This window comes from Pseudomonas sp. BB438 (assembly GCF_057180225.1).
The window spans coordinates 5,166,280-5,189,206 of sequence record NZ_CM170001.1 but is presented as its reverse complement, the minus strand read 5'-3'; the positions used below and the strand labels follow the sequence as shown (position 1 = coordinate 5,189,206).

Annotated in this window: 26 protein-coding genes; 24 read left to right on the top strand and 2 right to left on the bottom strand. The window is 63.8% G+C overall.

Annotated elements, in window-relative coordinates; all coding sequences use genetic code 11:
- Positions 1 to 9: 9 nt before the first annotated feature.
- Complete coding sequence (gene secF, locus AC1ZV1_RS23950; RefSeq protein WP_484293921.1) at positions 10 to 927, top strand: protein translocase subunit SecF; 918 nt, start codon at positions 10 to 12, stop codon at positions 925 to 927.
- A 159-nt stretch (positions 928 to 1,086) separates the two neighbouring features.
- Positions 1,087 to 1,623: a glycine zipper 2TM domain-containing protein gene (locus AC1ZV1_RS23945; RefSeq protein ID WP_017522298.1), complete on the top strand. Its 537-nt coding sequence runs from the start codon at positions 1,087 to 1,089 to the stop codon at positions 1,621 to 1,623.
- Positions 1,624 to 1,828: 205 nt separating this feature from the next.
- Here the strand turns inward: AC1ZV1_RS23945 and suhB are convergent, their stop codons facing one another.
- Complete coding sequence (gene suhB, locus AC1ZV1_RS23940; RefSeq protein ID WP_484293920.1) at positions 1,829 to 2,644, bottom strand: type III secretion system regulator SuhB; 816 nt, start codon at positions 2,642 to 2,644, stop codon at positions 1,829 to 1,831.
- A 146-nt stretch (positions 2,645 to 2,790) separates the two neighbouring features.
- On the opposite strand from suhB, the gene trmJ reads away from it, so the two are divergent.
- The 21 genes from trmJ to AC1ZV1_RS23835 all read left to right on the top strand — a co-directional run bounded on the left by trmJ (position 2,791) and on the right by AC1ZV1_RS23835 (position 21,453).
- Entirely contained in the window at positions 2,791 to 3,570 is a 780-nt protein-coding gene (gene trmJ, locus AC1ZV1_RS23935; RefSeq protein WP_236174186.1) for a tRNA (cytosine(32)/uridine(32)-2'-O)-methyltransferase TrmJ, read from the top strand.
- Complete coding sequence (cysE, locus tag AC1ZV1_RS23930) at positions 3,563 to 4,342, top strand: serine O-acetyltransferase (protein ID WP_484293919.1); 780 nt, start codon at positions 3,563 to 3,565, stop codon at positions 4,340 to 4,342. Before trmJ ends, cysE begins: the two co-directional genes overlap by 8 nt.
- Before the next feature lie 140 nt (positions 4,343 to 4,482).
- Positions 4,483 to 4,977, top strand: a complete 495-nt coding sequence (iscR, locus tag AC1ZV1_RS23925) for a Fe-S cluster assembly transcriptional regulator IscR (protein ID WP_484293918.1) — start codon at positions 4,483 to 4,485, stop codon at positions 4,975 to 4,977.
- 28 nt (positions 4,978 to 5,005) lie between these two features.
- Complete coding sequence (locus AC1ZV1_RS23920; RefSeq protein WP_484293917.1) at positions 5,006 to 6,220, top strand: IscS subfamily cysteine desulfurase; 1,215 nt, start codon at positions 5,006 to 5,008, stop codon at positions 6,218 to 6,220.
- Positions 6,221 to 6,247: 27 nt separating this feature from the next.
- On the top strand, positions 6,248 to 6,634 hold the full coding sequence (gene iscU, locus AC1ZV1_RS23915) for a Fe-S cluster assembly scaffold IscU (protein WP_015478505.1): 387 nt from the start codon (positions 6,248 to 6,250) through the stop codon (positions 6,632 to 6,634).
- Between the two features lie 26 nt (positions 6,635 to 6,660).
- Positions 6,661 to 6,984, top strand: coding sequence for an iron-sulfur cluster assembly protein IscA (iscA, locus tag AC1ZV1_RS23910; protein WP_017522292.1), 324 nt, complete (start codon positions 6,661 to 6,663; stop codon positions 6,982 to 6,984).
- An 8-nt stretch (positions 6,985 to 6,992) separates the two neighbouring features.
- On the top strand, positions 6,993 to 7,514 hold the full coding sequence (gene hscB, locus AC1ZV1_RS23905; protein WP_253444824.1) for a co-chaperone HscB: 522 nt from the start codon (positions 6,993 to 6,995) through the stop codon (positions 7,512 to 7,514).
- Positions 7,515 to 7,558: 44 nt separating this feature from the next.
- Positions 7,559 to 9,418 (top strand): Fe-S protein assembly chaperone HscA, encoded by a 1,860-nt coding sequence (gene hscA / locus AC1ZV1_RS23900; protein ID WP_484293916.1) that lies wholly within the window; start codon positions 7,559 to 7,561, stop codon positions 9,416 to 9,418.
- Positions 9,419 to 9,424: 6 nt separating this feature from the next.
- Positions 9,425 to 9,763, top strand: coding sequence for an ISC system 2Fe-2S type ferredoxin (gene fdx, locus AC1ZV1_RS23895; protein WP_081515975.1), 339 nt, complete (start codon positions 9,425 to 9,427; stop codon positions 9,761 to 9,763).
- 14 nt (positions 9,764 to 9,777) lie between these two features.
- Entirely contained in the window at positions 9,778 to 9,978 is a 201-nt protein-coding gene (iscX, locus tag AC1ZV1_RS23890) for a Fe-S cluster assembly protein IscX (RefSeq protein WP_296283592.1), read from the top strand.
- A 250-nt stretch (positions 9,979 to 10,228) separates the two neighbouring features.
- Positions 10,229 to 10,660 (top strand): nucleoside-diphosphate kinase, encoded by a 432-nt coding sequence (gene ndk, locus AC1ZV1_RS23885; RefSeq protein ID WP_017522287.1) that lies wholly within the window; start codon positions 10,229 to 10,231, stop codon positions 10,658 to 10,660.
- 27 nt (positions 10,661 to 10,687) lie between these two features.
- Positions 10,688 to 11,836 carry a dual-specificity RNA methyltransferase RlmN gene (rlmN, locus tag AC1ZV1_RS23880; protein WP_484293915.1) on the top strand — a complete coding sequence of 383 codons (1,149 nt, stop codon included), beginning with the start codon at positions 10,688 to 10,690 and terminating at the stop codon, positions 11,834 to 11,836.
- A 16-nt stretch (positions 11,837 to 11,852) separates the two neighbouring features.
- Positions 11,853 to 12,611 carry a type IV pilus biogenesis/stability protein PilW gene (gene pilW / locus AC1ZV1_RS23875; protein WP_484293914.1) on the top strand — a complete coding sequence of 253 codons (759 nt, stop codon included), beginning with the start codon at positions 11,853 to 11,855 and terminating at the stop codon, positions 12,609 to 12,611.
- A complete protein-coding gene (locus AC1ZV1_RS23870) occupies positions 12,611 to 13,636 on the top strand; it encodes a RodZ domain-containing protein (RefSeq protein ID WP_484293913.1) in 1,026 nt (341 codons plus the stop codon). Before pilW ends, AC1ZV1_RS23870 begins: the two co-directional genes overlap by 1 nt.
- Before the next feature lies 1 nt (position 13,637).
- Entirely contained in the window at positions 13,638 to 14,750 is a 1,113-nt protein-coding gene (ispG, locus tag AC1ZV1_RS23865) for a flavodoxin-dependent (E)-4-hydroxy-3-methylbut-2-enyl-diphosphate synthase (RefSeq protein ID WP_484293912.1), read from the top strand.
- Positions 14,751 to 14,768: 18 nt separating this feature from the next.
- Entirely contained in the window at positions 14,769 to 16,058 is a 1,290-nt protein-coding gene (gene hisS / locus AC1ZV1_RS23860) for a histidine--tRNA ligase (protein ID WP_484293911.1), read from the top strand.
- Positions 16,059 to 16,081: 23 nt separating this feature from the next.
- The gene (locus AC1ZV1_RS23855; RefSeq protein WP_484293910.1) at positions 16,082 to 16,726 is read left to right on the top strand and encodes a YfgM family protein; all 645 of its coding nucleotides are present in this window, start codon (positions 16,082 to 16,084) and stop codon (positions 16,724 to 16,726) included.
- Position 16,727: 1 nt separating this feature from the next.
- Entirely contained in the window at positions 16,728 to 17,870 is a 1,143-nt protein-coding gene (gene bamB, locus AC1ZV1_RS23850) for an outer membrane protein assembly factor BamB (protein ID WP_484293909.1), read from the top strand.
- Positions 17,871 to 17,953: 83 nt separating this feature from the next.
- On the top strand, positions 17,954 to 19,441 hold the full coding sequence (gene der / locus AC1ZV1_RS23845; RefSeq protein WP_081515961.1) for a ribosome biogenesis GTPase Der: 1,488 nt from the start codon (positions 17,954 to 17,956) through the stop codon (positions 19,439 to 19,441).
- A gap of 81 nt (positions 19,442 to 19,522) precedes the next feature.
- Entirely contained in the window at positions 19,523 to 20,671 is a 1,149-nt protein-coding gene (locus AC1ZV1_RS23840; protein WP_484293908.1) for a pyridoxal phosphate-dependent aminotransferase, read from the top strand.
- Positions 20,659 to 21,453, top strand: a complete 795-nt coding sequence (locus tag AC1ZV1_RS23835; protein ID WP_484293907.1) for an amidohydrolase — start codon at positions 20,659 to 20,661, stop codon at positions 21,451 to 21,453. Before AC1ZV1_RS23840 ends, AC1ZV1_RS23835 begins: the two co-directional genes overlap by 13 nt.
- A 50-nt stretch (positions 21,454 to 21,503) precedes the next feature.
- On the opposite strand, the gene AC1ZV1_RS23830 is transcribed toward AC1ZV1_RS23835, so the two are convergent.
- Entirely contained in the window at positions 21,504 to 22,457 is a 954-nt protein-coding gene (locus AC1ZV1_RS23830; protein WP_484293906.1) for an aldo/keto reductase, read from the bottom strand.
- Positions 22,458 to 22,589: 132 nt separating this feature from the next.
- Between AC1ZV1_RS23830 and AC1ZV1_RS23825 the strand changes: the two genes are divergently transcribed.
- Positions 22,590 to 22,922 (top strand): DUF5629 family protein, encoded by a 333-nt coding sequence (locus AC1ZV1_RS23825; protein WP_026079405.1) that lies wholly within the window; start codon positions 22,590 to 22,592, stop codon positions 22,920 to 22,922.
- The last annotated feature ends 5 nt before the right edge of the window (positions 22,923 to 22,927 follow it).

Genomic DNA, 22,927 nt, shown 5'->3' with positions numbered 1-22,927 from the left:
GGGCCAGAGATGAATATCAAGATCGGTACTATCAACTTCATGGGCGTGCGCAACATTGCGTTCGCCGCGACCCTGATCCTGACCCTGATCGCCCTCGGCAGCTGGGTCTTCAAAGGCATTAACTTTGGCCTGGACTTCACCGGCGGTACGTCGATCAAGCTGACCTACGAGCAGCCGGCCGACCTCTCCAAGGTGCGTGAACAGCTGGTTGCCGCGGGTTACAGCGAAGCCGTGGTGCAGAGCTTCGGCGACACCCGCGACGTCCTGGTGCGCATGCCCAGTGAAGACCCGGAACTGGGCAAGAAGGTCGCCACTGCCCTGCAGAAGGCTGATGCTTCCAACCCGGCCAAGGTCAATGGTGTCGAGTACGTCGGTCCGCAGGTGGGTGAAGAGCTGCGCGACCAGGGCGGGCTCGGCATGCTCCTGGCGCTGGGCGGCATCCTGCTGTACGTGGGTTTCCGCTTCCAGTGGAAATTCGCCCTGGGGGCGATCCTCTCGCTGATCCACGACGCCATCATCGTGATGGGCGTGCTGTCGTTCTTCCAGATCACCTTCGACCTGACCGTGCTCGCCGCGGTGCTGGCGGTCGTGGGCTACTCGCTGAACGACACCATCGTGATCTTCGACCGGGTGCGCGAGAACTTCCGCGTTCTGCGTAAGGCCAGCCTGATCGACAACATCAACATCTCGACCAGCCAGACTCTGCTGCGGACCATCGCCACCTCGGTGTCGACCCTGCTGGCGATCGCTGCCCTGCTGTTCTTTGGCGGCGACAACCTGTTCGGCTTCTCCATCGCCCTGTTCGTCGGCGTGATGGCGGGTACCTACTCGTCGATCTACATCGCCAACGTGGTGCTGATCTGGCTGAATCTGTCCAGCGAGGACCTGATTCCTCCGCCGAGCAAGGAAGCTGACGAGCGCCCGTAATAGAGCGTTTCCGGCCTTCGACAGAAAGCTCCCGCCTCGGCGGGAGCTTTTGTTTGTGGGCTGCGTCCCGCGGGTTTGTTGGAACTTTCTTACAATTGCGCGGCTCCAAGGCAGGGTAAAGGGCAAGGCCCGAATGAGAAGAAAGACCAGGAGAACCCTATGAACAAGTCGTTGCTAATCGGTACCGTGCTGGGCGCTGTGGGCGTGACTGCCGGTGGTGCCGTGGCTACCTACAGTCTGGTGGACCGCGCACCGCAATACGCCGAGGTGCTCGCCGTTCAACCGGTCAAGGAAACCATCAAGAATCCGCGCCAGGTCTGCAAGGACGTGGCGGTGACCCACCAGCGTCCGGTCAAGGACACCCACCAGATCGCCGGTACGGCGATCGGCGCCATCGCCGGCGGCCTGCTGGGCAACCAGATCGGCGGCGGCAACGGCAAGAAGATCGCTACCGTGGCGGGCGCCATCGGCGGCGGCTACGCGGGCAACAAGGTGCAGGAAGGCATGCAGGAGCGTGACACCTACACCACCACCGAAACCCGTTGCAGCACTGTCAACGATACCAGCGAGAAGGTCGTCGGCTATGACGTGAAGTACCTGCTCGACGGCAAGGCCGGTCAGGTGCGCATGGACCGCGATCCGGGCTCGCAGATTCCGGTCGACAAGAGCGGCCGACTGATCCTGGGTCAGCAATAAGCAGTCGCCAGGTGTGGAACGAAAAAGGCGCCCGATAGGCGCCTTTTTCTTTTGGTGCATTGCGTGGGCGCGATGGGTTGTCTGATTGTTTCTGGCGTGCCGCTTCAAGCGCTGGTGTCGGGGGAGAGATGCCCCTACGGTGTTGGCATTCTTGCGGTGTAAAAAAGCCCGGCGGTGCCGGGCTTTTTTATTGCGTCGATCAGGCTCAGCGCTTGAGAGAGGCTGGCAGGTGCGGCTGGATGCTGGTCAGCAGCGCCTTGAAGCACTTGGTGTTGCCGGCGACGATCTGGCCTTTCTCGAGGAATTCGTGACCGCCGGTGAAGTCGCTCACCAGGCCGCCTGCTTCCTGGATCAGCAGGGCGCCAGCTGCCATGTCCCACTCGGACAGGCCGAATTCCCAGAAGGCGTCGTAACGTCCGGCGGCGACGTAGGCCAGGTCCAGGCTGGCAGCGCCGGCGCGGCGGATGCCGGCAGTCTGGCCGACCAGGCTGCGGAACATGCCCAGGTAGGCGTCCAGGTTGTCCATCTGGCTGTCACGGAACGGGAAGCCGGTGCCGAGCAGGGCGCCTTCCAGGCTCTTGCGGTTGCTGACGCGCAGGCGGCGGCCGTTGAGGGCGGCGCCACGGCCACGGCTGGCGGTGAATTCTTCCTGGCGGACCGGGTCGAGGACCACGGCGTGCTCGAGGCGGCCGCGGTATTTGCAGGCGATGCTGACGGCGTAGTGCGGGACGCCGTGGATGAAGTTGGTGGTGCCGTCCAGTGGATCGATGATCCACAGGTAGTCGGCGCCTTCGCCGCTGCCTTCGAGCACGCCGCCTTCTTCGCCCATGATCCCGTGGTTCGGGTAGGCCTTGCGCAGGGCGGTGACGATGGAGAGCTCGGCCGCGCGGTCGACTTCGGTGACGTAGTCGTTGGCTTCTTTCTCGTTGACCGACAGGGTATCCAGGCGTTCGATGGAGCGGAAGATCAGTTCACCGGCGCTGCGAGCGGCGCGCAGGGCGATATTCAGCATAGGCTGCATGGAGAGGTCACCTGGGTCGTTAAAGAAAGCCGAACATTCTAGCAGAAAGCCATGGAGTTCATAGAGCGACCTGTCGCCTGCGTGGCGCAAGACCCACTGCTGCGGTAGGATTCCCTCCCTTTTTCGCTTTTGTGTGGAGTCGCGCGTTGCTCGACAAAATTCGCGTGGTGCTGGTCAACACCAGCCATCCCGGCAATATCGGCGGTACGGCCCGTGCGATGAAGAACATGGGCCTGTCGCGCCTGGTGCTGGTCGATCCGATGGATTTTCCAAGCGGCGAAGCGCGTGCCCGTGCCTCCGGTGCCGATGACATCCTCGATGCAGCGGTGGTCGTGCCCACTCTGGAAGATGCCCTGGCGGGCTGCAGCCTGGTGCTCGGCACCAGTGCGCGCGATCGCCGCATTCCCTGGCCGCTGCTCGACCCCCGTGAGTGCGCCACCACCAGCTTGGAGCACGTCCAGCAGGGGGGTGAGGTTGCGCTGGTGTTCGGCCGTGAGTACGCCGGCCTGACCAACGAGGAGCTGCAGCGATGTCAGTTCCACGTGCACATCCCGGCCAATCCAGAGTTCAGCTCGCTGAACCTGGCGACGGCGGTGCAGGTGCTGGTCTATGAGGTGCGCATGGCCTGGCTGGCCGTTCAGGGGCAGCCGACCAAGCAGGAGAAGGTCGAGTCCACCGCGATGCTCAACAGTGTCCCGGTGACGTCGGATGAGCTGGAGCGCTTCTATGCGCATCTGGAGTCGACCCTGGTGGATATCCAGTTCCTCGATCCGCAGAAGCCGCGCCACCTGATGTCCCGCCTGCGTCGTCTCTATGGCCGCAGCGGTGTCAGCAAGCTGGAGATGAATATCCTGAGGGGTATTCTCACCGAGACTCAGAAGGCTGCCCGTGGGGAGCTTTCCAAGCGGAGTGATGAAGATGTTTGAGCGTGTACGCGAAGACATTCAAAGCGTATTCCATCGTGACCCGGCAGCGCGCAACGCCTTCGAGGTGCTCACCTGCTACCCGGGCCTGCATGCCGTCTGGCTGCATCGCCTGGCCCATGGCCTGTGGACGTCCGGCTGGAAGTGGCTGGCGCGCATGGTGTCGAACTTCGGTCGCTGGATGACCGGCATCGAGATCCATCCGGGTGCGAAGATCGGTCGCCGCTTCTTTATCGACCACGGCCTGGGCATCGTGATTGGTGAAACCGCCGAGATCGGTGACGACGTGACCATTTACCAGGGTGTGACCCTGGGCGGTACCAGCTGGAACAAGGGCAAGCGTCATCCGACGCTGGCTGACGGCGTGGTGGTGGGGGCGGGCGCCAAGGTGCTCGGTCCGTTCACCGTCGGTGCCGGCGCCAAGGTCGGCTCCAATGCGGTGGTGACCAAGGAAGTACCGCCGGGCGCAACCGTTGTGGGGATTCCGGGTCGCATCATCGTCAAGGATGACGCGGATCAGGCAGCCAAGCGCCAGGCCATGGCAGAAAAGCTCGGGTTCGATGCGTACGGTGTCAGCCAGGACATGCCCGACCCGGTGGCGCGTGCCATTGGTCAGTTGCTTGACCACCTGCAGGCGGTCGATGGGCGCCTCGAGGGCATGTGCAAGGCCCTGACAGCGCTGGGTAGTGATTACTGCGCGAAAGATCTTCCCGTCTTGCGGGAAGAAGACTTCGCCGGGGTGAAGGACGAAGAGGGTAGCAAGTCGGCGCAGTGATGCGCCGGCCCTTGCATTACTGCTAGAATACGTCGCCGTTCGCTGGCTAAATCCGACTAAAGTAATAGGTCTTATAGTTGACTTAAATAGTCGGATAAGAGCATACTTCCGCCATACCAGCGATTCTTCCGGAATTTCCCATGCGATTGACCACCAAAGGCCGCTATGCCGTCACCGCCATGCTCGATCTGGCGTTGCACGCCCAGCGTGGCCCGGTTTCTCTCGCCGATATCTCCGAGCGCCAGGGTATCTCCCTGTCCTACCTGGAACAGCTGTTCGCCAAGTTGCGCCGTGGCAACCTGGTGATCAGTGTGCGCGGTCCGGGCGGCGGCTATCAGTTGTCCCGTGACATGAACGGCATCCACGTCGCCCAGGTGATCGATGCGGTCAACGAGTCGGTCGACGCCACCCGTTGCCAGGGTCAGGGCGATTGCCACTCCGGCGATACCTGCCTGACCCACCACCTGTGGTGCGACCTCAGCCAGCAGATTCATGAGTTCCTCAGCGGCATCAGCCTGGCCGACCTGGTCGAGCGCCGCGAAGTTCAAGAGGTCGCCCAGCGCCAGGACGAGCGTCGCTGCTCGGGCACCAAGCCGCCGCGCCTCGACAAGATTGAAGCGTCCGCCATCGATTGAGCGAACGCCCGCCTGTAGGAGTTACCTGATGAGATTGCCGATTTACCTCGACTACTCCGCCACCACCCCGGTGGATCCGCGTGTCGCTCAGAAAATGGCCGACTGCCTGCTGGTTGACGGCAACTTCGGCAACCCGGCCTCGCGTTCGCATCTCTTCGGCTGGAAAGCCGAGGAAGCGGCTGAGAACGCCCGTCGCCAGGTCGCCGAGCTGGTCAATGCCGACCCCCGCGAGATCGTCTGGACGTCCGGTGCCACCGAGTCCGACAACCTCGCCATCAAGGGTGTCGCGCACTTCTACGCGACCAAGGGCAAGCACATCATCACCTCGAAGATCGAGCACAAGGCGGTGCTGGATACCTGCCGCCAGTTGGAGCGCGAAGGCTTCGAGGTAACGTATCTGGAACCGACCCCCGAGGGCATCATCACCCCGGCAATGGTCGAGGCTGCCCTGCGTGACGACACCATCCTGGTCTCGGTCATGCACGTGAACAACGAAGTCGGCAGCATCAACGACATCGCCGCCATCGGCGAGCTGACCCGTGCCCGCGGCATCCTGCTGCACGTCGACGCTGCTCAATCGGCCGGCAAGGTGGACATTGATCTGGAGAAGCTCAAGGTCGACCTGATGTCCTTCTCCGCCCACAAGGTGTATGGCCCCAAAGGCATGGGCGCGCTGTACGTGCGCCGCAAGCCGCGCGTGCGCCTGGAAGCCCAGATGCACGGTGGCGGTCACGAGCGCGGCATGCGTTCGGGCACCCTGGCGACCCACCAGATCGTCGGCATGGGCGAGGCCTTCCGCATCGCCAAGGAAGAAATGCACCAGGAAATGGCTCGCATCGAAGGTCTGCGCAAGCGCTTCTTCGATCAGGTGCAGGACCTGGAAGAGCTCTACCTCAATGGCAGCCCGACGTCCTATGCGCCGAACATCCTCAACGTCAGCTTCAACTACGTCGAGGGCGAGTCGCTGATGATGTCGCTCAAGGATCTGGCCGTTTCGTCCGGTTCCGCGTGCACCTCGGCATCGCTGGAGCCGTCCTACGTGCTCCGCGCCCTGGGCCGCAACGACGAACTGGCACACAGCTCCATCCGTTTCAGCTTCGGCCGCTTCACCACTGAGGAAGAGGTCGATTACGCCGCCAAGAAGGTGGTGGAAGCCGTTTCCAAGCTGCGTGAACTCTCGCCGCTGTGGGATATGTTCAAAGAGGGTGTCGACCTGTCCAAGGTCGAATGGCAGGCCCACTGACCCGCCCCGTAGAAGTGAGGATTAGCCATGGCTTACAGTGACAAGGTCATCGACCACTACGAAAACCCGCGCAACGTCGGCAAGCTCAACGCCGAAGACCCGGACGTCGGCACCGGCATGGTCGGTGCGCCGGCCTGCGGCGACGTGATGCGCCTGCAGATCAAGGTCAACGAGCAGGGCGTCATCGAAGATGCCAAGTTCAAGACCTACGGCTGCGGTTCGGCCATCGCCTCCAGCTCCCTCGCCACCGAGTGGATGAAGGGCAAGACCCTGGACGAAGCCGAATCCATCAAGAACACCACCATCGCTGAAGAACTGGCCCTGCCGCCGGTGAAGATCCACTGCTCGGTACTCGCCGAGGACGCCATCAAGGCGGCCGTGCGCGACTACAAGCAGAAGAAAGGTCTGCTCTGAAGCGATACGTTGAGTAAGGAGTTCCCATGGCCATCAGCATGACCGAATCCGCCGCCAACCACGTTCGCCGCTCCCTCGAAGGGCGCGGCAAGGGTGAGGGCATTCGTCTTGGTGTGCGCACCACCGGGTGTTCCGGTCTGGCCTACGTGCTGGAGTTCGTCGACGAGCTGGCAGCCGAGGATCAGGTCTTCGAGAGCCACGGCGTGAAGGTCATCATCGACCCGAAAAGCCTGGTGTATCTCGATGGCACCGAGTTGGACTTCACCAAGGAAGGCCTCAACGAGGGCTTCAAGTTCAACAACCCGAACGTGCGCGGTGAGTGTGGCTGCGGCGAAAGCTTCAACGTCTGAGGCTGGGTGTGGGTAGTCCCTGTCACTTCGCGCTGTTCGACCTGCAGCCAGGCTTCCGGATCGACCTGGAAGCCCTCGGCAATCGCTATCGCGAGCTGGTGCGTACCGTCCATCCGGACCGATTCGCCGATGCCTCCGAGCGCGAGCAGCGACTGGCGCAGGCCAAGGCCGCCGAACTCAACGATGCCTACCAGACGCTGAAAAGCGTTCCGCGTCGCGCCCTGTACCTGCTGGCCCTGCGCGGTGATGCGCTGCCGCTGGAAGCCACGGTGCAGGATCCGGAGTTTCTCCTGCAGCAGATGCAGTTGCGCGAGGATCTGGAAGACCTGCAGGACAGTGCCGATCTCGATGGCGTGGCGCAGTTCAAGCGTCAGCTGAAGTCTGCCCAGCAACGGCTGGAAGAGGATTTCGCTGATTGCTGGGATGACGCGGCCCGTCGTGACCTGGCTGAGCGCCTGGTGCGTCGCATGCAGTTCCTCGACAAGCTGGCGCAAGAAGTGCGGCAGCTGGAAGAGCGACTCGACGATTAATCCGCGCGGCCCGTGCCGCGCCCGATAGCCTGATTAGAAACCGCATGGCCCTACTGCAGATCGCCGAGCCCGGACAAACCCCCCAGCCACACCAGCGTCGTCTGGCCGTGGGGATCGACCTGGGCACCACGAATTCCCTGGTCGCTGCCGTGCGCAGCGGCGTCGCGGCTCCGCTGCCGGACGACCGCGGCGAAGTCATCCTGCCGTCGGCGGTGCGTTACCATGCCGATCGCATCGAGGTGGGCGAGAGCGTTCGTGCCGCCGCTTCGCAAGACCCGCTGAACTCCATCATCTCGGTCAAGCGCTTCATGGGGCGCGGCCTGGAAGACGTGAAACAGCTGGGCGGCCAATTGCCGTACCGCTTCACCCAGGGCGAATCGCACATGCCCTTCATCGAGACCGTCCAGGGCGCCAAGAGTCCGGTGGAAGTCTCGGCAGAAATTCTCCGTGTCCTGCGTCAGCGTGCCGAAGCCACCCTGGGGGGCGAGCTCGTGGGTGCGGTGATCACCGTTCCCGCCTATTTCGACGACGCCCAGCGCCAGGCCACCAAGGATGCTGCGCGCCTGGCCGGCCTGCACGTGCTGCGCCTGCTCAATGAGCCGACCGCTGCTGCTGTGGCCTACGGTCTGGACAAGAATGCCGAAGGCCTGGTCGCCATCTACGATCTCGGCGGCGGGACTTTTGATATTTCCATCCTGCGCCTGACCCGTGGCGTCTTCGAAGTCCTCGCCACCGGTGGCGATACCGCCCTGGGTGGTGACGATTTTGACCACGCCATCGCCGGCTGGATCATCGAGCAGGCCTGTATCTCGGCTGATCTCGATCCAGGCGCCCAGCGCCGCCTGCTGCAGACCGCCTGCGCAGCCAAGGAAGCCCTGACCGATAGCGCCAGCGTTGCCGTTGCCTACGACAGCTGGACCGGCGTATTGACCCGCGTCCAGCTGGAAGCCCTGATCGACCCGCTGATCCAGCGCAGTCTCAAATCCTGCCGTCGTGCGGTGCGTGACTCCGGCGTCGAGCTGGAAGAGGTGAGCGCCGTGGTCATGGTCGGTGGTTCCACTCGCGTGCCGCGCGTTCGCGAACTCGTGGGCGAGCTGTTCGGTCGTGAGCCGCTGACCGATATCGACCCGGATCAGGTGGTTGCCATTGGTGCCGCCATCCAGGCCGATGCCCTGGCGGGTAACAAGCGTGGCGAAGAGCTGCTGCTGCTGGATGTGATCCCTCTGTCGCTCGGCCTGGAAACCATGGGCGGGTTGATGGAGAAGGTGATTCCGCGCAACACCACCATTCCGGTGGCGCGTGCTCAGGAATTCACCACCTACAAGGATGGCCAGACGGCCATGATGATTCACGTGCTGCAAGGCGAGCGTGAGCTGGTCAAGGACTGCCGGTCCCTGGCGCGCTTCGAGCTGCGTGGCATTCCGCCGATGGTGGCGGGCGCGGCGAAGATTCGCGTCAGCTTCCAGGTCGACGCCGACGGCCTGCTGGGCGTTTCTGCCCGCGAGTTGTCCTCCGGCGTCGAGGCGAGCATCCAGGTCAAGCCGTCCTACGGCCTGACCGATGGCGAAATCGCCCGCATGCTGCAGGATTCCTTCCAGTATGCCGGCGACGACATGGCTGCCCGCGCCCTGCGCGAGCAGCAGGTCGAGGCCCAGCGCCTGCTGGAAGCCGTGCAGTCCGCGCTGGACGCCGACGGGGAGCGCCTGCTCGACGCCGACGAGCGCCTGGTCATCGACGCCGGCATGGACTCGCTGCGCGAGCTGGCCACTGGCAGCGATGCCACGGCCATCGAACTACAGATCAAGCGTCTGTCCCAGCTGACCGACGCCTTTGCCGCGCGCCGTATGGACGCTACCGTCAAAGCCGCACTGGCCGGTCGCCGGCTCAACGAAATCGAGGAATAAGCGAAGATGCCGCAGATCGTCTTTCTGCCCCACGCCGAACACTGCCCCGAGGGTGCGGTGATCGAAGCCCAGCCGGGCGAAACCATCATGAAGGCGGCCCTGCGCAACGGCATCGAGATCGAGCACGCCTGCGAGATGTCCTGCGCCTGCACCACCTGTCACGTGGTCGTGCGTGAAGGCTTCAACTCGATGGAAGCCTCCGATGAGCTGGAGGACGACATGCTGGACAAGGCCTGGGGCCTGGAGCCGGATTCGCGCCTGTCCTGCCAGGCGGTGGTCGGTGAGACTGATCTCGTGGTGGAAATTCCGAAGTACACCATCAACCAGGTGTCCGAAGGTCACTGAGGCGGAGCGTACGCATGAGTCTGAAATGGGTTGATGTGCTCGAAATCGCCATCCAACTGACCGAAACCAAGCCGGACGTCGATCCGCGCTACGTGAATTTCGTCGATCTGCACCGCTGGGTGCTGGCATTGCCGGAGTTCAGCGACGATCCTTCCCGTGGTGGGGAAAAGGTCCTGGAGGCCATTCAGGCCGCCTGGATCGAAGAAGCCGACTGAGGGTGCGGCTCACCAGAGCCGCGTACCCATTTGTCATGAACCCGCGTATAATTCGCGGGTTTTATCTTTAGGTGAGCTGTTGAAAATTTCCCCGAGGGAATTTTCCAGCCGCCGGCCCTGTCGCAGTCGGGCCGGCTTCGCGGCTGCCGCCCATCGGGCGCGGCGCGCGGCAAACCCTAGAATCGCAGGAGCTCCTGGCCACGCCAGGGGCTTCTTGGCATTACCAACCTTGCTTTTCGGAGTTATTTCCATGGCCCTGCAACGTACCTTCTCCATCATCAAGCCCGACGCCGTTTCCAAGAACGTCATCGGCGAAATCCTGACCCGCTTCGAGAAAGCCGGCCTGCGCGTTGTCGCTTCCAAGATGGTTCAGCTGTCCGAGCGCGAAGCGGGCGGTTTCTACGCCGAGCACAAAGAGCGTCCCTTCTTCAAGGATCTGGTTGCCTTCATGACCTCCGGTCCGGTCGTTGTTCAGGTTCTGGAAGGCGAAGACGCCATCCTGCGCAACCGTGAACTGATGGGCGCCACCGATCCGAAGAAAGCCGACGCTGGCACCATCCGCGCCGACTTCGCCGTTTCCATCGACGAGAACGCCGTACACGGTTCCGACTCGGAAGCTTCCGCGGCTCGCGAAATCGCTTACTTCTTCTCCAGCACCGAGGTGTGCGAGCGCATTCGCTGATCCAGGCGAATGAGCGAGGGTGAATCCATGACTGATACCGCTGTAAAGGCCAACCTGCTGGGCATGACCAAGCCCCAGCTCGAGGAATTCTTCGAGTCCATCGGTGAAAAGCGCTTCCGCGCTGGCCAGGTGATGCAATGGATTCACCACTTTGGCGCCCTGGAATTCAGCGCCATGACGAACGTCGGCAAGGCCTTGCGCGAAAAGCTCGAGGCCGTTGCCGAAATTCGTCCCCCGGAGATCGTCAGCCAGGACATTTCCGCTGACGGTACCCGCAAGTGGGTGGTGCGCGTGGCCTCGGGCAGTTGCGTCGAGACCGTGTACATCCCGCAAGGCGGCCGCGGCACCCTGTGCGTGTCGTCCCAGGCCGGTTGCGCCCTGGACTGCAGCTTCTGCTCCACGGGCAAGCAAGGCTTCAACAGCGACCTGACCTCTGCCGAGATCATCGGCCAGGTGTGGATCGCCAACCAGTCGTTCGGGACCATCCCGGGCAAGATCGACCGTGCCATCACCAATGTGGTGATGATGGGCATGGGCGAGCCGCTGCTGAACTTCGACAACGTCGTGACCGCCATGAGCATCATGATGGAAGACCTCGGCTACGGTATTTCCAAGCGCAAGGTGACCCTGTCCACCTCCGGCGTGGTGCCGATGATCGACAAGCTCGCCGAGGTGACCGACGTGTCCCTGGCCCTGTCGCTGCACGCACCCAACGACGAACTGCGCAACAAGCTGGTACCAATCAACAAGAAGTACCCGCTCGAAATGCTCCTCGACTCCTGCTACCGCTACATCACGCGTCTGGGCAAGGAGCGCGTGCTGACCGTCGAGTACACCCTGCTGGCCGGTGTCAACGACCAGCCCGAGCACGCTGAGCAACTGATCGCACTGCTCAAGGATTTTCCTTGCAAGATCAACCTGATTCCGTTTAATCCGTTCCCGCACTCCGGCTACGAGCGTCCGAGCAACAATGCCATTCGCCGTTTCCAGGACATGCTGCACAAGAGCGGCTTCAACGTGACTGTGCGGACTACTCGCGGCGACGATATCGATGCCGCCTGCGGCCAGCTGGTAGGCCAGGTGATGGACCGCACCCGCCGCAGCGAACGCTATATTGCGGTGCGTCAGCTGGCAGCCGAGGCCGAGCAGGCCGCGCCCGCCACCAACCGAAACTGAACTAGGGAGGATTCCAATGACCCTGCGCGCCGCGCTGTGCTTACTGTTGGCAACCGTGCTGACGGGTTGCGTGACGACTGGTAAACAGGATCCTCTGAAGACCGAGAAGGGCCGGGACGAGGCGCGGGACGCCTACATCCAGCTCGGCATCGGTTACCTGCAGATGGGCAATACCGAACAGGCCAAGGTGCCGCTGCGCCAGGCTCTGGATATCGACTCTTCCAGCGCTGACGCCCATGCCGCCCTGGCCGTGGTCTATCAGGTGGAGAAGGAGCCCAAGCTCGCCGAGAGCGAATTCCGCAAGGCACTGTCCTCGCGTTCGGGCGATGCGCGCATCCTGAACAACTATGCGGGCTTCCTGTTCGAGCAGAAGCGCTACCAGGAAGCCTACGATACCTACATGAAGGCCACCGAAGACGGGCTCTATTCCGAGCGCTCGCGCATCTTCGAGAACCTCGGCCTGGTCAGCATGAAGCTCAACAACCGCGCACAGGCCAAGGAGTTCTTCGAGAAGGCCATCCGCCTGAATCGCAATTCGACGGGGGCGTTGCTCGAACTGGCTGATCTCAGCTACCAGGATCGCGAGTACGTGCCGGCTCGCTCCTTCTACGAGGAATACCTCAAGCGGGGCCCGCAGACCGCGCGCAGCCTGCTGCTGGGGATTCGACTGGCAAAGATCTACGACGACCGGGATACCGCTGCCAGCTACGGGCTGCAACTCAAGCGCCTGTATCCCGCTTCTCCTGAATACCAGGCATACCAGGCGGATAAATAATGAATACGTCGCAGTCCGATGTCATCGGCACGACCCGCGCCAACCCTGGCGAAACCCTGCGTCAGGCGCGTGAGAGCAAGGGCTGGAGCACCGCTCAGGTCGCTGGCCAGCTGAACCTGACCGAAAACGCCCTGCGCCAGCTGGAACAGGGCTCGTTCGACCAGTTGCCGGGCCACACCTTTGCCCGCGGCTATATCCGCGCCTACGCCAAGCTGCTGGGCATGGATCAGGCCCAGATGGTCACCGCCTTCGATCAGTACACCGGCACCGACGCCACTGGCAGCAATGTCCAGGCGCTCGGTCGCGTGGTCGAGCCTGTACGCCTGTCACGCAACCTGCTGCGCCTGTTCAGCCTGGTCCTGCTCGCCGTGCTGATCGGCTTCGGCTATTTCTGGTGGCAGGAGCGCTCTGCACGCCCGGCCGAGACCGGTAGCCTGAACATGGAGCACGTCGAGGTCGAAAGCGCTGACGGCACTACCGAGATTCACACCCTCGACGAGCCGGAAGACCAGGCTGTCACCGAGGACCAGGCCAACACACCGGCAGTTCCGAGCGAACCGGTTGGCGATAACGGCAGCACCGAGGGCCCGGCGGAGGCCGCTCCGTCGACCGCCACTGCCCCGACCGCTCCGGGCGTTCCTGCTGCGGCCGAAACTGCGCCGGCCCAGGCCCCGATCGTCCCGGCTCAGCAGCCGGCCGCCCAGCAGCCCGTCGCTCCGGCTGTTCCGGTCGAGCCCGCTGCCCAGCCCTCCGTACCCGCCGCTCCGGTGGTCGCTGCGGCCGGCCAGGGCGTAGTCAAGGTTCAATTCACCGCCGATTGCTGGACCCAGGTGACCGACGCCGATGGCAAGGTCGTCCTCGAGGGCCTCAAGCGCAAGGGTGATTCGCTGGAGGTTGCTGCCAAGGCGCCGGTCCAGCTGCGCCTGGGCTATGCCCAGGGTGCCCAGGTCAGCTACAACGGCCAGCCTGTCGAAGTCACACCGGCGCGCGGTGGCACCGCACGCCTGAAGTTGGGTGGACAGTAAGATGCATTGCGAGTCTCCGATCAAACGTCGCCTGTCCCGCAAGATCTGGGTAGGTAACGTGCCGGTAGGTGGGGATGCCCCCATCGCCGTGCAGAGCATGACCAACACCGATACCCTCGATGTGGCCGCTACCGTGGCCCAGATCCGGCGTCTGGAAGACGCGGGCGCGGACATTGTCCGCGTCTCCGTGCCGGACATGGATGCCGCCGAGGCCTTCGGCAAGATCAAGCAGCAGGTCAAGGTGCCGCTGGTTGCCGATATCCACTTCGACTACAAGATCGCCCTGCGCGTCGCCGAACTGGGCGTCGATTGCCTGCGCATCAACCCCGGCAACATCGGCCGTGAAGACCGGGTCAAGGCTGTGGTGGATGCCGCCCGCGAGCGCAACATCCCGATCCGTATCGGCGTCAACGCCGGTTCGCTGGAGAAGGACCTGCAGAAGAAGTACGGCGAGCCGACTCCCGAGGCGTTGCTGGAATCGGCCATGCGCCACGTCGATCACCTCGACCGCCTGGACTTCCAGAACTTCAAGGTCAGCGTGAAGGCCTCCGACGTGTTCATGGCCGTCGCTGCCTACCGCCTGCTGGCCAAGCAGATCGACCAACCCCTGCACCTGGGCATCACCGAAGCCGGTGGCCTGCGTTCGGGCACCGTGAAGTCGGCCGTCGGCCTGGGCATGCTGCTCGCCGAAGGCATTGGCGACACCATCCGCATCTCGCTGGCCGCCGACCCGGTGGAAGAGATCAAGGTCGGCTTCGACATCCTCAAGTCGCTGCGCCTGCGCTCCCGTGGCATCAACTTCATCGCCTGCCCGAGCTGCTCGCGGCAGAACTTCGATGTGGTGAAGACCATGAACGAGCTGGAAGGCCGCCTGGAGGACCTGCTGGTCCCGCTGGACGTCGCCGTGATCGGCTGCGTAGTCAACGGCCCGGGCGAAGCCAAGGAAGCTCATATCGGTCTCACCGGCGGTACCCCGAGCAACCTGATCTACATCGACGGCAAGCCGGCGCAGAAACTGCAGAACGATAACCTGGTGGATGAGCTGGAACGGCTGATCCGCGAAAAAGCGGCCGAGAAGGCCGAGGCCGACGCCGCACTCATCGTGCGCGGCTGACCGCAACAAGGATCCTAAGTGAGCAAGTCCCTGCAAGCCATCCGTGGCATGAACGACATCCTGCCGGACCAGACGCCGGCCTGGCGCTATCTGGAACGTACCTTCGCCGGCCTGCTGGACCGCTACGGCTACAGCGAGATCCGCCTGCCGATCCTCGAGTTCACCGAGCTCTTCGCCCGCGGCATCGGCGAAGGTACCGACGTGGTCGACAAGGAGATGTACACCTTCCTCGACCGCAACGGTGAGTCCCTGACCATGCGTCCGGAAGGCACTGCGGGTTGCGTCCGCGCCGTGCTCGAGCATGGCCTGTCGGGCGGCGGCCAGGTGCAGAAACTGTGGTACACCGGCCCGATGTTCCGCTACGAGAAGCCGCAGAAAGGCCGCTACCGCCAGTTCCACCAGATCGGCGTGGAAGTCTTCAACCTGCCCGGCCCGGACATCGACGCCGAGCTGATCATCCTCACCTGGCGCCTGTGGCAGAAGCTGGGCATGGCCGATGCCGTGACCCTGCAACTGAATACCCTGGGCTCCAGCGAGGCGCGTGCTCGCTACCGCGACGACCTGGTGGCCTATCTGCAGGAACGTTTCGACCAACTGGACGAAGACAGCCAGCGCCGCATGACCACCAATCCGCTGCGCATCCTCGACAGCAAGGTCGAGAGCACCCAGGCCCTGCTGGTCGGTGCGCCGAGCCTGCATGATTACCTGGACGACGAGTCGATCGCCCACTTCGAGGGCCTGAAGGCTCGCCTGGACGCGGTTGGCCTGCGCTACGAGATCAACCAGAAGCTGGTTCGCGGCCTGGACTACTACTGCCGCACCGCATTCGAATGGGTCACCGACAAGCTCGGCGCCCAGGGCACAGTCTGCGGCGGGGGCCGCTACGACGGCCTGGTCAGCCAGTTCGGTGGCAAGCCGACTCCGGGCGTTGGCTTCGCCATGGGTGTGGAGCGCCTGGTGCTGCTGCTGGAAACCCTGGGCGTGGTCCCGGCCGAGCTGAATCGCCCTGCCGACCTCTACGTCTGTGCCTTCGGCGAACCGGCGGAGCTGGCTGCACTGACCCTGGCCGAACAACTGCGGGAGGCCATTCCGGGCCTGCGCCTGCTGGTCAACGCCGGTGCCGGCAGCTTCAAGAGCCAGTTCAAGAAGGCCGACAAGAGCGGCGCGCAATTCGCCATGATTCTGGGTGACGACGAACTGGCCAACCGCGTGGTAGGTTTCAAGCCCCTGCGTGGCGAGGGCGAACAACAGAATATCGCCTGGGATGCTCTGCCCGAGCACCTGGCTGCCTGCCTCAAGCAGGCCTGAATCGAGCGGATAGGAGTATTGGGGTGAGTAACCGTACCGAAGAAGAACAGATCGCTGACATCAAGGACTGGTGGCAGCGTAACGGCATGCCCCTGCTGACCGGTGCCGCTCTGGCGCTGATCGTGGTGTTCGGCTGGCAGGCCTGGAAGAAGTATCAGACCAACCAGTCCCAGGGCGCTTCCATGATCTACCAGGCCCTGCTGGAAACTGCACTGAACCCGACCGGCAAGCCCGACACCGCCAAGGTTGCCGAGCTCGCTGGCAAGCTGACCAGCGAATACGCCGGCACCCCGTACGCCCAGTACGGCCGCCTGTTCGTCGCCAAGGTTGCGGTGGACAACGGCAAGCTGGACGACGCTGTCCTCGAGCTCAAGTCCGTGGTCGACAAGCCGGTCGACGCGACCCTGGGCGAGCTGGCTCGCCAGCGCCTTGCCCGTGTCCTGGCTGCCCAGGGCAAGGCCGAAGACGGTCTGAAGCTGCTCGACGGCAACGTCGACAAGGCGTACGTGGCTACCCGCGAAGAGCTGCGCGGTGACCTGCTGCTCCAGCTCAAGCGCATTGACGATGCTCGCGTCGCCTACGAAAAGGCCAAGGCTGCCCTGCCGGAAGACGCTGCCGTTGGCGCTCTGCAGATGAAACTCGACGACCTGGCCAAGGGAGACGCCTGAGATGTTGCGTTGGAAACACGTTGCACTGCTGGCACTGACCCTGATGGCTGTGGGTTGCAGCAGCAATAGCAAGAAAGAACTGCCGCCGGCCGAACTGACCGATTTCAAGGAAGAGGTTCGCCTGGAGAAACAGTGGAGCCGCTCGGTCGGTGACGGCCAGGGCGACCTGTACAACCTGCTCGAACCTGCCGTGGATGGCCAGACCATCTACGCCGCGTCTGCCGAAGGCCGCGTCATGGCCATCCAGCGCGAAACCGGCGACGTGCTGTGGAAGAAAGACCTCGACCTGCCGGTCTCCGGCGCTGTCGGCGTAGGCAACGGCATGGTCCTGCTGGGCACCCTGCGCGGCGACGTGATCGCCCTGGACGCAGGTTCGGGTGAGCAGAAGTGGCGCGCCAAGGTCACCAGCGAAGTGCTGGCCGCCCCGGCTACCAACGGTGACGTGGTGGTGGTGCAGACCCAGGATGACAAGCTGATCGGCTTCGACGCCGCTACCGGCAACCAGCGCTGGATCTACGAAGGCACCGTACCGGTGCTGACCCTGCGTGGGACTGGCGCTCCGCTGATCGCCGGCCGCCTGGCCCTGGCAGGTCTTGCCAGCGGCAAGGTCGTCGCTGTGGATGTGGAGCGCGGCCTGCCGGTGTGGGAAGCGCGTGTCGCCATTCCGCAAGGCCGTTCCGAACTGGACCGCGTCGTCGACATCGACGGCGGCCTGTTGCTGGTCGACAACGTTCTCTATGTGGCCAGCTACCAGGGCCGTGCCGCGGCGCTGGACGTCGGCACCGGTCGCGTACTCTGGCAGCGTGAAGCTTCCAGCTACGTGGGCGTCGCCGAAGGCACTGGCAGCGTGTTCATCAGCCAGGCCAGCGGCACTGTGGAAAGCCTCGATTCCCGTGGTTCGTCCTCGCTGTGGAGCAACGACGCGCTGGCTCGTCGCCAGTTGTCCGCTCCGGCCGTGCTGTCGAGCAACGTGGTCGTTGGTGACCTGGAAGGTTACGTGCACCTGCTGAGCCAGGTGGACGGTCGTTTCGTGGGCCGCGAGAAGGTCGACGGTGACGGCGTGCGGGTTCGCCCGCTGGTAGTCGGCAGCTGGATGTACGTGTTCGGCAACAGCGGCAAGCTGGTCGCCTACACGATTCGCTAAGCTGAGTGTTACTGCCGGCCGCTGCCGTGAAAAACGGCAGCGGCCGTCGTGTTTTCTGAAAATCAAATTTCCTGGAGAGCCGCATGGTTCCCGTAATAGCCCTGGTGGGCCGCCCGAACGTCGGCAAGTCCACCCTGTTCAACCGCCTGACCCGCACCCGTGACGCCATCGTCGCCGAGTACGCAGGGCTGACCCGAGACCGCCAGTACGGCGAGGCCAAGTGGCAGGGCAAGAAATTCATCGTCATCGATACCGGCGGTATCTCCGGTGACGAAGAGGGTATCGACGCCAAGATGGCCGAGCAGTCGCTGCAGGCCATCGAAGAGGCCGATGCCGTCCTGTTCATGGTCGACTCCCGCGCCGGTCTTACCGCCGCGGACGAGATGATCGGCGAACACCTGCGCAAGAAGAACAAGCGCACTTACCTGGTGGCCAACAAGGTCGACACCGTCGATCCGGACATCGCTCGCGCCGAGTTCAGCCCGCTGGCCCTGGGGCATGCGATCCCGATCGCCGCCGCCCACGGCCGCGGCATCACCCAGATGCTGCAGGAAGCCCTGGGCGAGATGTTCGCGCCCGAGCCCGAGGCGCCGGAAGACAACGACCTGCCCGGCGAGATGGAAGAAGTCGCCGAAGGCGAGGAAGCCAAGCGCATCCCCGGCCCGAGCGAGAAGGATGGCATCAAGATCGCCATCATCGGTCGCCCCAACGTCGGCAAGTCCACGCTCGTGAACCGCATGCTCGGTGAAGAGCGGGTGATCGTGTACGACCAGGCCGGCACCACCCGCGACAGCATCTACATCCCCTTCGAGCGCAACGAAGAAAAGTACACCCTGATCGACACCGCGGGCGTGCGCCGCCGCGGCAAGATCTTCGAGGCGGTGGAAAAGTTCTCCGTGGTGAAGACCCTGCAGGCGATCCAGGACGCCAACGTGGTCATCTTCGTCATGGACGCCCGCGAAGGCGTGGTCGAGCACGACCTCAACCTGCTCGGCTTCGTGCTGGAGACCGGCCGTGCGCTGGTCATTGCGCTGAACAAGTGGGACGGCATGGAGTCGGCCGAGCGCGACTACGTGAAGACCGAACTCGAGCGCCGGCTGATGTTCGCCGACTTCGCCGACATCCACTTCATCTCCGCGCTGCACGGCACTGGCGTCGGCCACCTGTACAAGTCGGTGCAGGACTCCTTCCGTTCCGCCGTGACGCGCTGGCCCACCAGCAAGCTCACGCAGATCCTGGAAGACGCCATCCAGGTCCACCAGCCGCCGATGGTCAATGGCCGTCGCATCAAGCTGCGCTATGCGCACCTGGGTGGCGCCAACCCGCCGCTGATCGTGATCCACGGCAACCAGGTGGACGCGGTGCCCAAGGCCTACACGCGCTACCTCGAGAAGACCTTCCGCCGCGTGCTGAAGCTGGTCGGTACGCCGATCCGCATCGAGTACAAGGGCGGTGACAACCCGTTCGAGGGCAAGAAGACCCAGCTCACCGATCGCCAGGTCAACAAGAAGCGCCGCCTGATGTCGCACCACAAGAAGGCGGAGAAGAAGAAGAAGGACAAACGTAAATAACGTCTGTCAGGCTTTAGACCGCAAGCCGCAGGCGATAGAGTAGGGACTTCCCTCTCATCGCCTGCAGCCTGTAGTCACGCCATGCTCACCAGCAAACTGCCGAATGTCGGCACCACCATCTTTACCCGCATGTCCCAGCTCGCCGCCGAAAGCGGGGCGCTGAATCTCTCTCAGGGCTTCCCGGACTTCCCCGGCCCCGCGCCGCTGCTCGAAGCGGTCACCCGCCACGTCATGGCCGGGCACAACCAGTACAGCCCGATGACCGGCCTGCCGGCGCTGCGCGAACAGGTCGCGCTCAAGGTTGCGAACCTCTATGGCCGCAACGTCAGCGCCGACGCCGAGGTGACCATCGTCCCCGGTGCGACCGAAGGAATCTTCTGTGCCGTGCAGGCGCTGATCCGCACCGGCGACGAAGCGATCGTCCTCGATCCCTGCTACGACAGCTACGAGCCTTCCGTGGAACTGGCCGGCGGCCGCTGCGTGCACGTCGCGCTGACCCAGCCCGGTTTCCGCATCGACTGGCAGCGCCTGGCGGATGCCATCACCCCGCGCACGCGCCTGATCTTCCTCAACAGCCCGCACAACCCCAGTGGTGCGCTGATCGACCGCGCCGACCTGGATCGCCTGGCCGAGCTGATTCGCGACCGCGAGATCTACGTGATCAGCGACGAAGTCTACGAGCACCTGATCTACGACGGCGTGCCGCACGCCAGTGTGCTGGCTCACGACGAGCTGTATCCGCGTGCCTTTGTCATCAGCTCGTTTGGCAAGACCTACCATGTCACCGGCTGGAAGACTGGCTACGTGGTGGCACCGCCGGCGCTGTCGGCGGAGATGCGCAAGATCCACCAGTACGTGAACTTCTGTGGCGTGACCCCGCTGCAGTGGGCGCTGGCCGACTTCATGGCGGCGCACCCCGAACACCTGCGCGAACTGCCGGGCTTCTACCAGGCCAAGCGCGACCTGTTCTGCGACCTGCTGGAAGGTTCTCGCTTCACCTTCCAGCGTGCCGCCGGCACCTACTTCCAGGTCGTCGACTACTCGGCGATCCGCCCGGACCTCGATGACGTCGCGATGTCCGAATGGCTGACCCGTGAGCACGGCGTGGCGGCCATTCCAGTCTCGGTGTTCTACCAGCAGGCCCCGGCGGACATGCGCCTGGTGCGCTTCTGCTTCGCCAAGAAAGAGGAGACGCTGCGCCAGGCAGCGGAACGACTATGCGCGATCTGACCCAACTGGCCGACCTCAAGCTGGCGCTGGTGCAGACCACCCTGGTCTGGCACGACGCCAAGGCCAACCGCGAACGCTTCGAAGGACTGCTGGAAAGCGCCCGCGGCGCGGACGTAGTGATTCTCCCTGAGATGTTCACCACCGGCTTCTCCATGGACTCCGAGGTATTGGCCGAAGCGGAAGAGGGTGAAACCTACGCTTGGCTCCGTGTGCAGGCGGGCAAGCTCGATGCCGTGGTCTGCGGCAGCGTGATCATCCGTGCGGCCGACGGCAGCCACCGCAACCGCCTGCTGTGGGCGCGCCCGGACGGTGTGGTGCAGCACTACGACAAGCGTCACCTGTTCCGCATGGCTGGCGAGCACAAACACTACACCCCGGGCGAGCAGCAGGTGTTGCTGGAATGGAAAGGCTGGCGGATTCGCCCGCTGGTCTGCTACGACCTGCGCTTCCCGGTGTGGAGTCGCGATGCCCAGGATACCGACCTGCTGCTCTACACGGCCAACTGGCCAGCCGCGCGCCGGCAGCACTGGAACCGCCTGCTGCCGGCGCGGGCCATCGAAAACCTCTGCTACGTCGCAGCGGTCAACCGCGTCGGTGAAGACGGCAAGGGCCACGCCTATTCCGGCGACAGCCAGGTGCTCGACTTCCAGGGTGACAACCTGCTGGCCGCCGGCAATGCCGACGGGGTGTTCCAGATTGCGCTGAGCGCGACGGAGCTGGCGGCGTACCGCGAGCGCTTCCCGGCCAATCTCGATGCGGACGAGTTTGATATTCGGACGTAACGAATCTTGCCGGAGGGAGCGGGCCACGCCCGCTCCCTCCGGGTGCTGTTTCAATACGCGCTGGCAGTATTCAACCGCTGGATCGCCTCGTCACTGAGCGTCAGGTCGACCGCTGCGATCAGGTCCGGCAACTGCTCCAGCTTCGATGCACTGGCAATTGGCGCCGTGATGCTGGGGCGGGCCATCAACCAGGCCAGCGCGACCTGTGTCGGGGTGGCCTTGAGGTCGCCGGCAACGTCCTCCAGGGCATCGAGAATGGCGAAGCCGCGCTCGTTCATGAAGTTCTTCACCTTGTAGCCGCGCACGCTGCTCTTGCCCAGGTCCGCTTCGCTGCGGTACTTGCCGGTGAGGAAGCCGGCGGCCAGTGAATAGAAACTGATCACTCCGAGCCCCAACTGCTGCACCGTGGGTTCCAACTGGGTCTCGTAGTTGGCACGGTCGTAGAGGTTGTAGTTGGGTTGCAGGCTCTGGTAGTTCGGCAGCTTCAGGCGATCACAGACCTCGCGTGCTTCGCGCAGGCGCCTGGCCTCCAGGTTCGATGCGCCGATCACCCGCACCTTGCCCATCTCCACCGCTTCGGCGAAGGCGCCCATGGTTTCCTCCATGGAGGTGTGTGGGTCATCGCAATGGGACTGGTAGAGGTCGATGTAGTCGGTCTGCAGGCGCTTGAGCGAACGCCCCAGCGCCTGCTCGATGTACACCGCCGACAGGCCCTTGTGGCCGTTGCCCATGTCCATGCCGACCTTGGTGGCGATCTGTACCTGGTTGCGCTTGCCGGTCTTCTTCAGCCATTTGCCGATCAGGATTTCCGACTCGCCGCCCTCGTGGCCGGGCACCCAGCGCGAATAGACGTCGGCGGTATCGATACAGTTGAGCCCGGCGTCCACCAGCGCATCCAGCAGACGGAACGAGGTCGCCTCGTCGGCGGCCCAGCCAAATACGTTGCCGCCAAATACCAGCGCGGGAATCTTCAGGCCCGATTGGCCGAGTTCGCGAGTACGCATCTGCTTTGGCTCCAGAGGATTTGCGGGAACCCTCAGTGTAGACGCCGCCCATCCCTTCGCCGGGGCGAATGGCCGGCAGTGCCGCGCCGGCTGGTCTATCATGGCGGCCAGTCCAACTGCCGAGTGCCGAACATGACCACGACTCCCTACCTGCTGGACCAGCTGGAAACCGCCGACATGCTGTTGATCGACGGTCTGCACGCCTGGCAGTTCGAGCTCAACGAGGCATTGCTGGATCAGGCCGACGCCGCTGCCCACGCCGACCAGCCGTTCGCCAGCGAAGACGTGGTGCTGCAGATCGAGTCCATCGACGGCCGCGATCGCCGCGAATGGCGTTTCAGCTACAACCAGGTGATGGAGGCCAGCTACCAGGCCGAAGACGAGACCTGGCTGCTGCAATCGGGCGACCAGCAACACCGACTCTGCTGCCTCGGTGCCGTCGCTGCCAGCGGCGACGACGAGTAGGTGTC

Coding starts and splice junctions, on each gene's coding strand:
- secF (WP_484293921.1), top strand. CDS start 10: ATGAATATCAAGATCGGTACTATCAACTTCATGGGCGTGCGCAACATT.
- AC1ZV1_RS23945 (WP_017522298.1), top strand. CDS start 1,087: ATGAACAAGTCGTTGCTAATCGGTACCGTGCTGGGCGCTGTGGGCGTG.
- suhB (WP_484293920.1), bottom strand. CDS start 2,644: ATGCAGCCTATGCTGAATATCGCCCTGCGCGCCGCTCGCAGCGCCGGT.
- cysE (WP_484293919.1), top strand. CDS start 3,563: ATGTTTGAGCGTGTACGCGAAGACATTCAAAGCGTATTCCATCGTGAC.
- iscR (WP_484293918.1), top strand. CDS start 4,483: ATGCGATTGACCACCAAAGGCCGCTATGCCGTCACCGCCATGCTCGAT.
- AC1ZV1_RS23920 (WP_484293917.1), top strand. CDS start 5,006: ATGAGATTGCCGATTTACCTCGACTACTCCGCCACCACCCCGGTGGAT.
- iscU (WP_015478505.1), top strand. CDS start 6,248: ATGGCTTACAGTGACAAGGTCATCGACCACTACGAAAACCCGCGCAAC.
- iscA (WP_017522292.1), top strand. CDS start 6,661: ATGGCCATCAGCATGACCGAATCCGCCGCCAACCACGTTCGCCGCTCC.
- hscA (WP_484293916.1), top strand. CDS start 7,559: ATGGCCCTACTGCAGATCGCCGAGCCCGGACAAACCCCCCAGCCACAC.
- fdx (WP_081515975.1), top strand. CDS start 9,425: ATGCCGCAGATCGTCTTTCTGCCCCACGCCGAACACTGCCCCGAGGGT.
- iscX (WP_296283592.1), top strand. CDS start 9,778: ATGAGTCTGAAATGGGTTGATGTGCTCGAAATCGCCATCCAACTGACC.
- ndk (WP_017522287.1), top strand. CDS start 10,229: ATGGCCCTGCAACGTACCTTCTCCATCATCAAGCCCGACGCCGTTTCC.
- rlmN (WP_484293915.1), top strand. CDS start 10,688: ATGACTGATACCGCTGTAAAGGCCAACCTGCTGGGCATGACCAAGCCC.
- pilW (WP_484293914.1), top strand. CDS start 11,853: ATGACCCTGCGCGCCGCGCTGTGCTTACTGTTGGCAACCGTGCTGACG.
- AC1ZV1_RS23870 (WP_484293913.1), top strand. CDS start 12,611: ATGAATACGTCGCAGTCCGATGTCATCGGCACGACCCGCGCCAACCCT.
- ispG (WP_484293912.1), top strand. CDS start 13,638: ATGCATTGCGAGTCTCCGATCAAACGTCGCCTGTCCCGCAAGATCTGG.
- bamB (WP_484293909.1), top strand. CDS start 16,728: ATGTTGCGTTGGAAACACGTTGCACTGCTGGCACTGACCCTGATGGCT.
- der (WP_081515961.1), top strand. CDS start 17,954: ATGGTTCCCGTAATAGCCCTGGTGGGCCGCCCGAACGTCGGCAAGTCC.
- AC1ZV1_RS23840 (WP_484293908.1), top strand. CDS start 19,523: ATGCTCACCAGCAAACTGCCGAATGTCGGCACCACCATCTTTACCCGC.
- AC1ZV1_RS23835 (WP_484293907.1), top strand. CDS start 20,659: ATGCGCGATCTGACCCAACTGGCCGACCTCAAGCTGGCGCTGGTGCAG.
- AC1ZV1_RS23830 (WP_484293906.1), bottom strand. CDS start 22,457: ATGCGTACTCGCGAACTCGGCCAATCGGGCCTGAAGATTCCCGCGCTG.
- AC1ZV1_RS23825 (WP_026079405.1), top strand. CDS start 22,590: ATGACCACGACTCCCTACCTGCTGGACCAGCTGGAAACCGCCGACATG.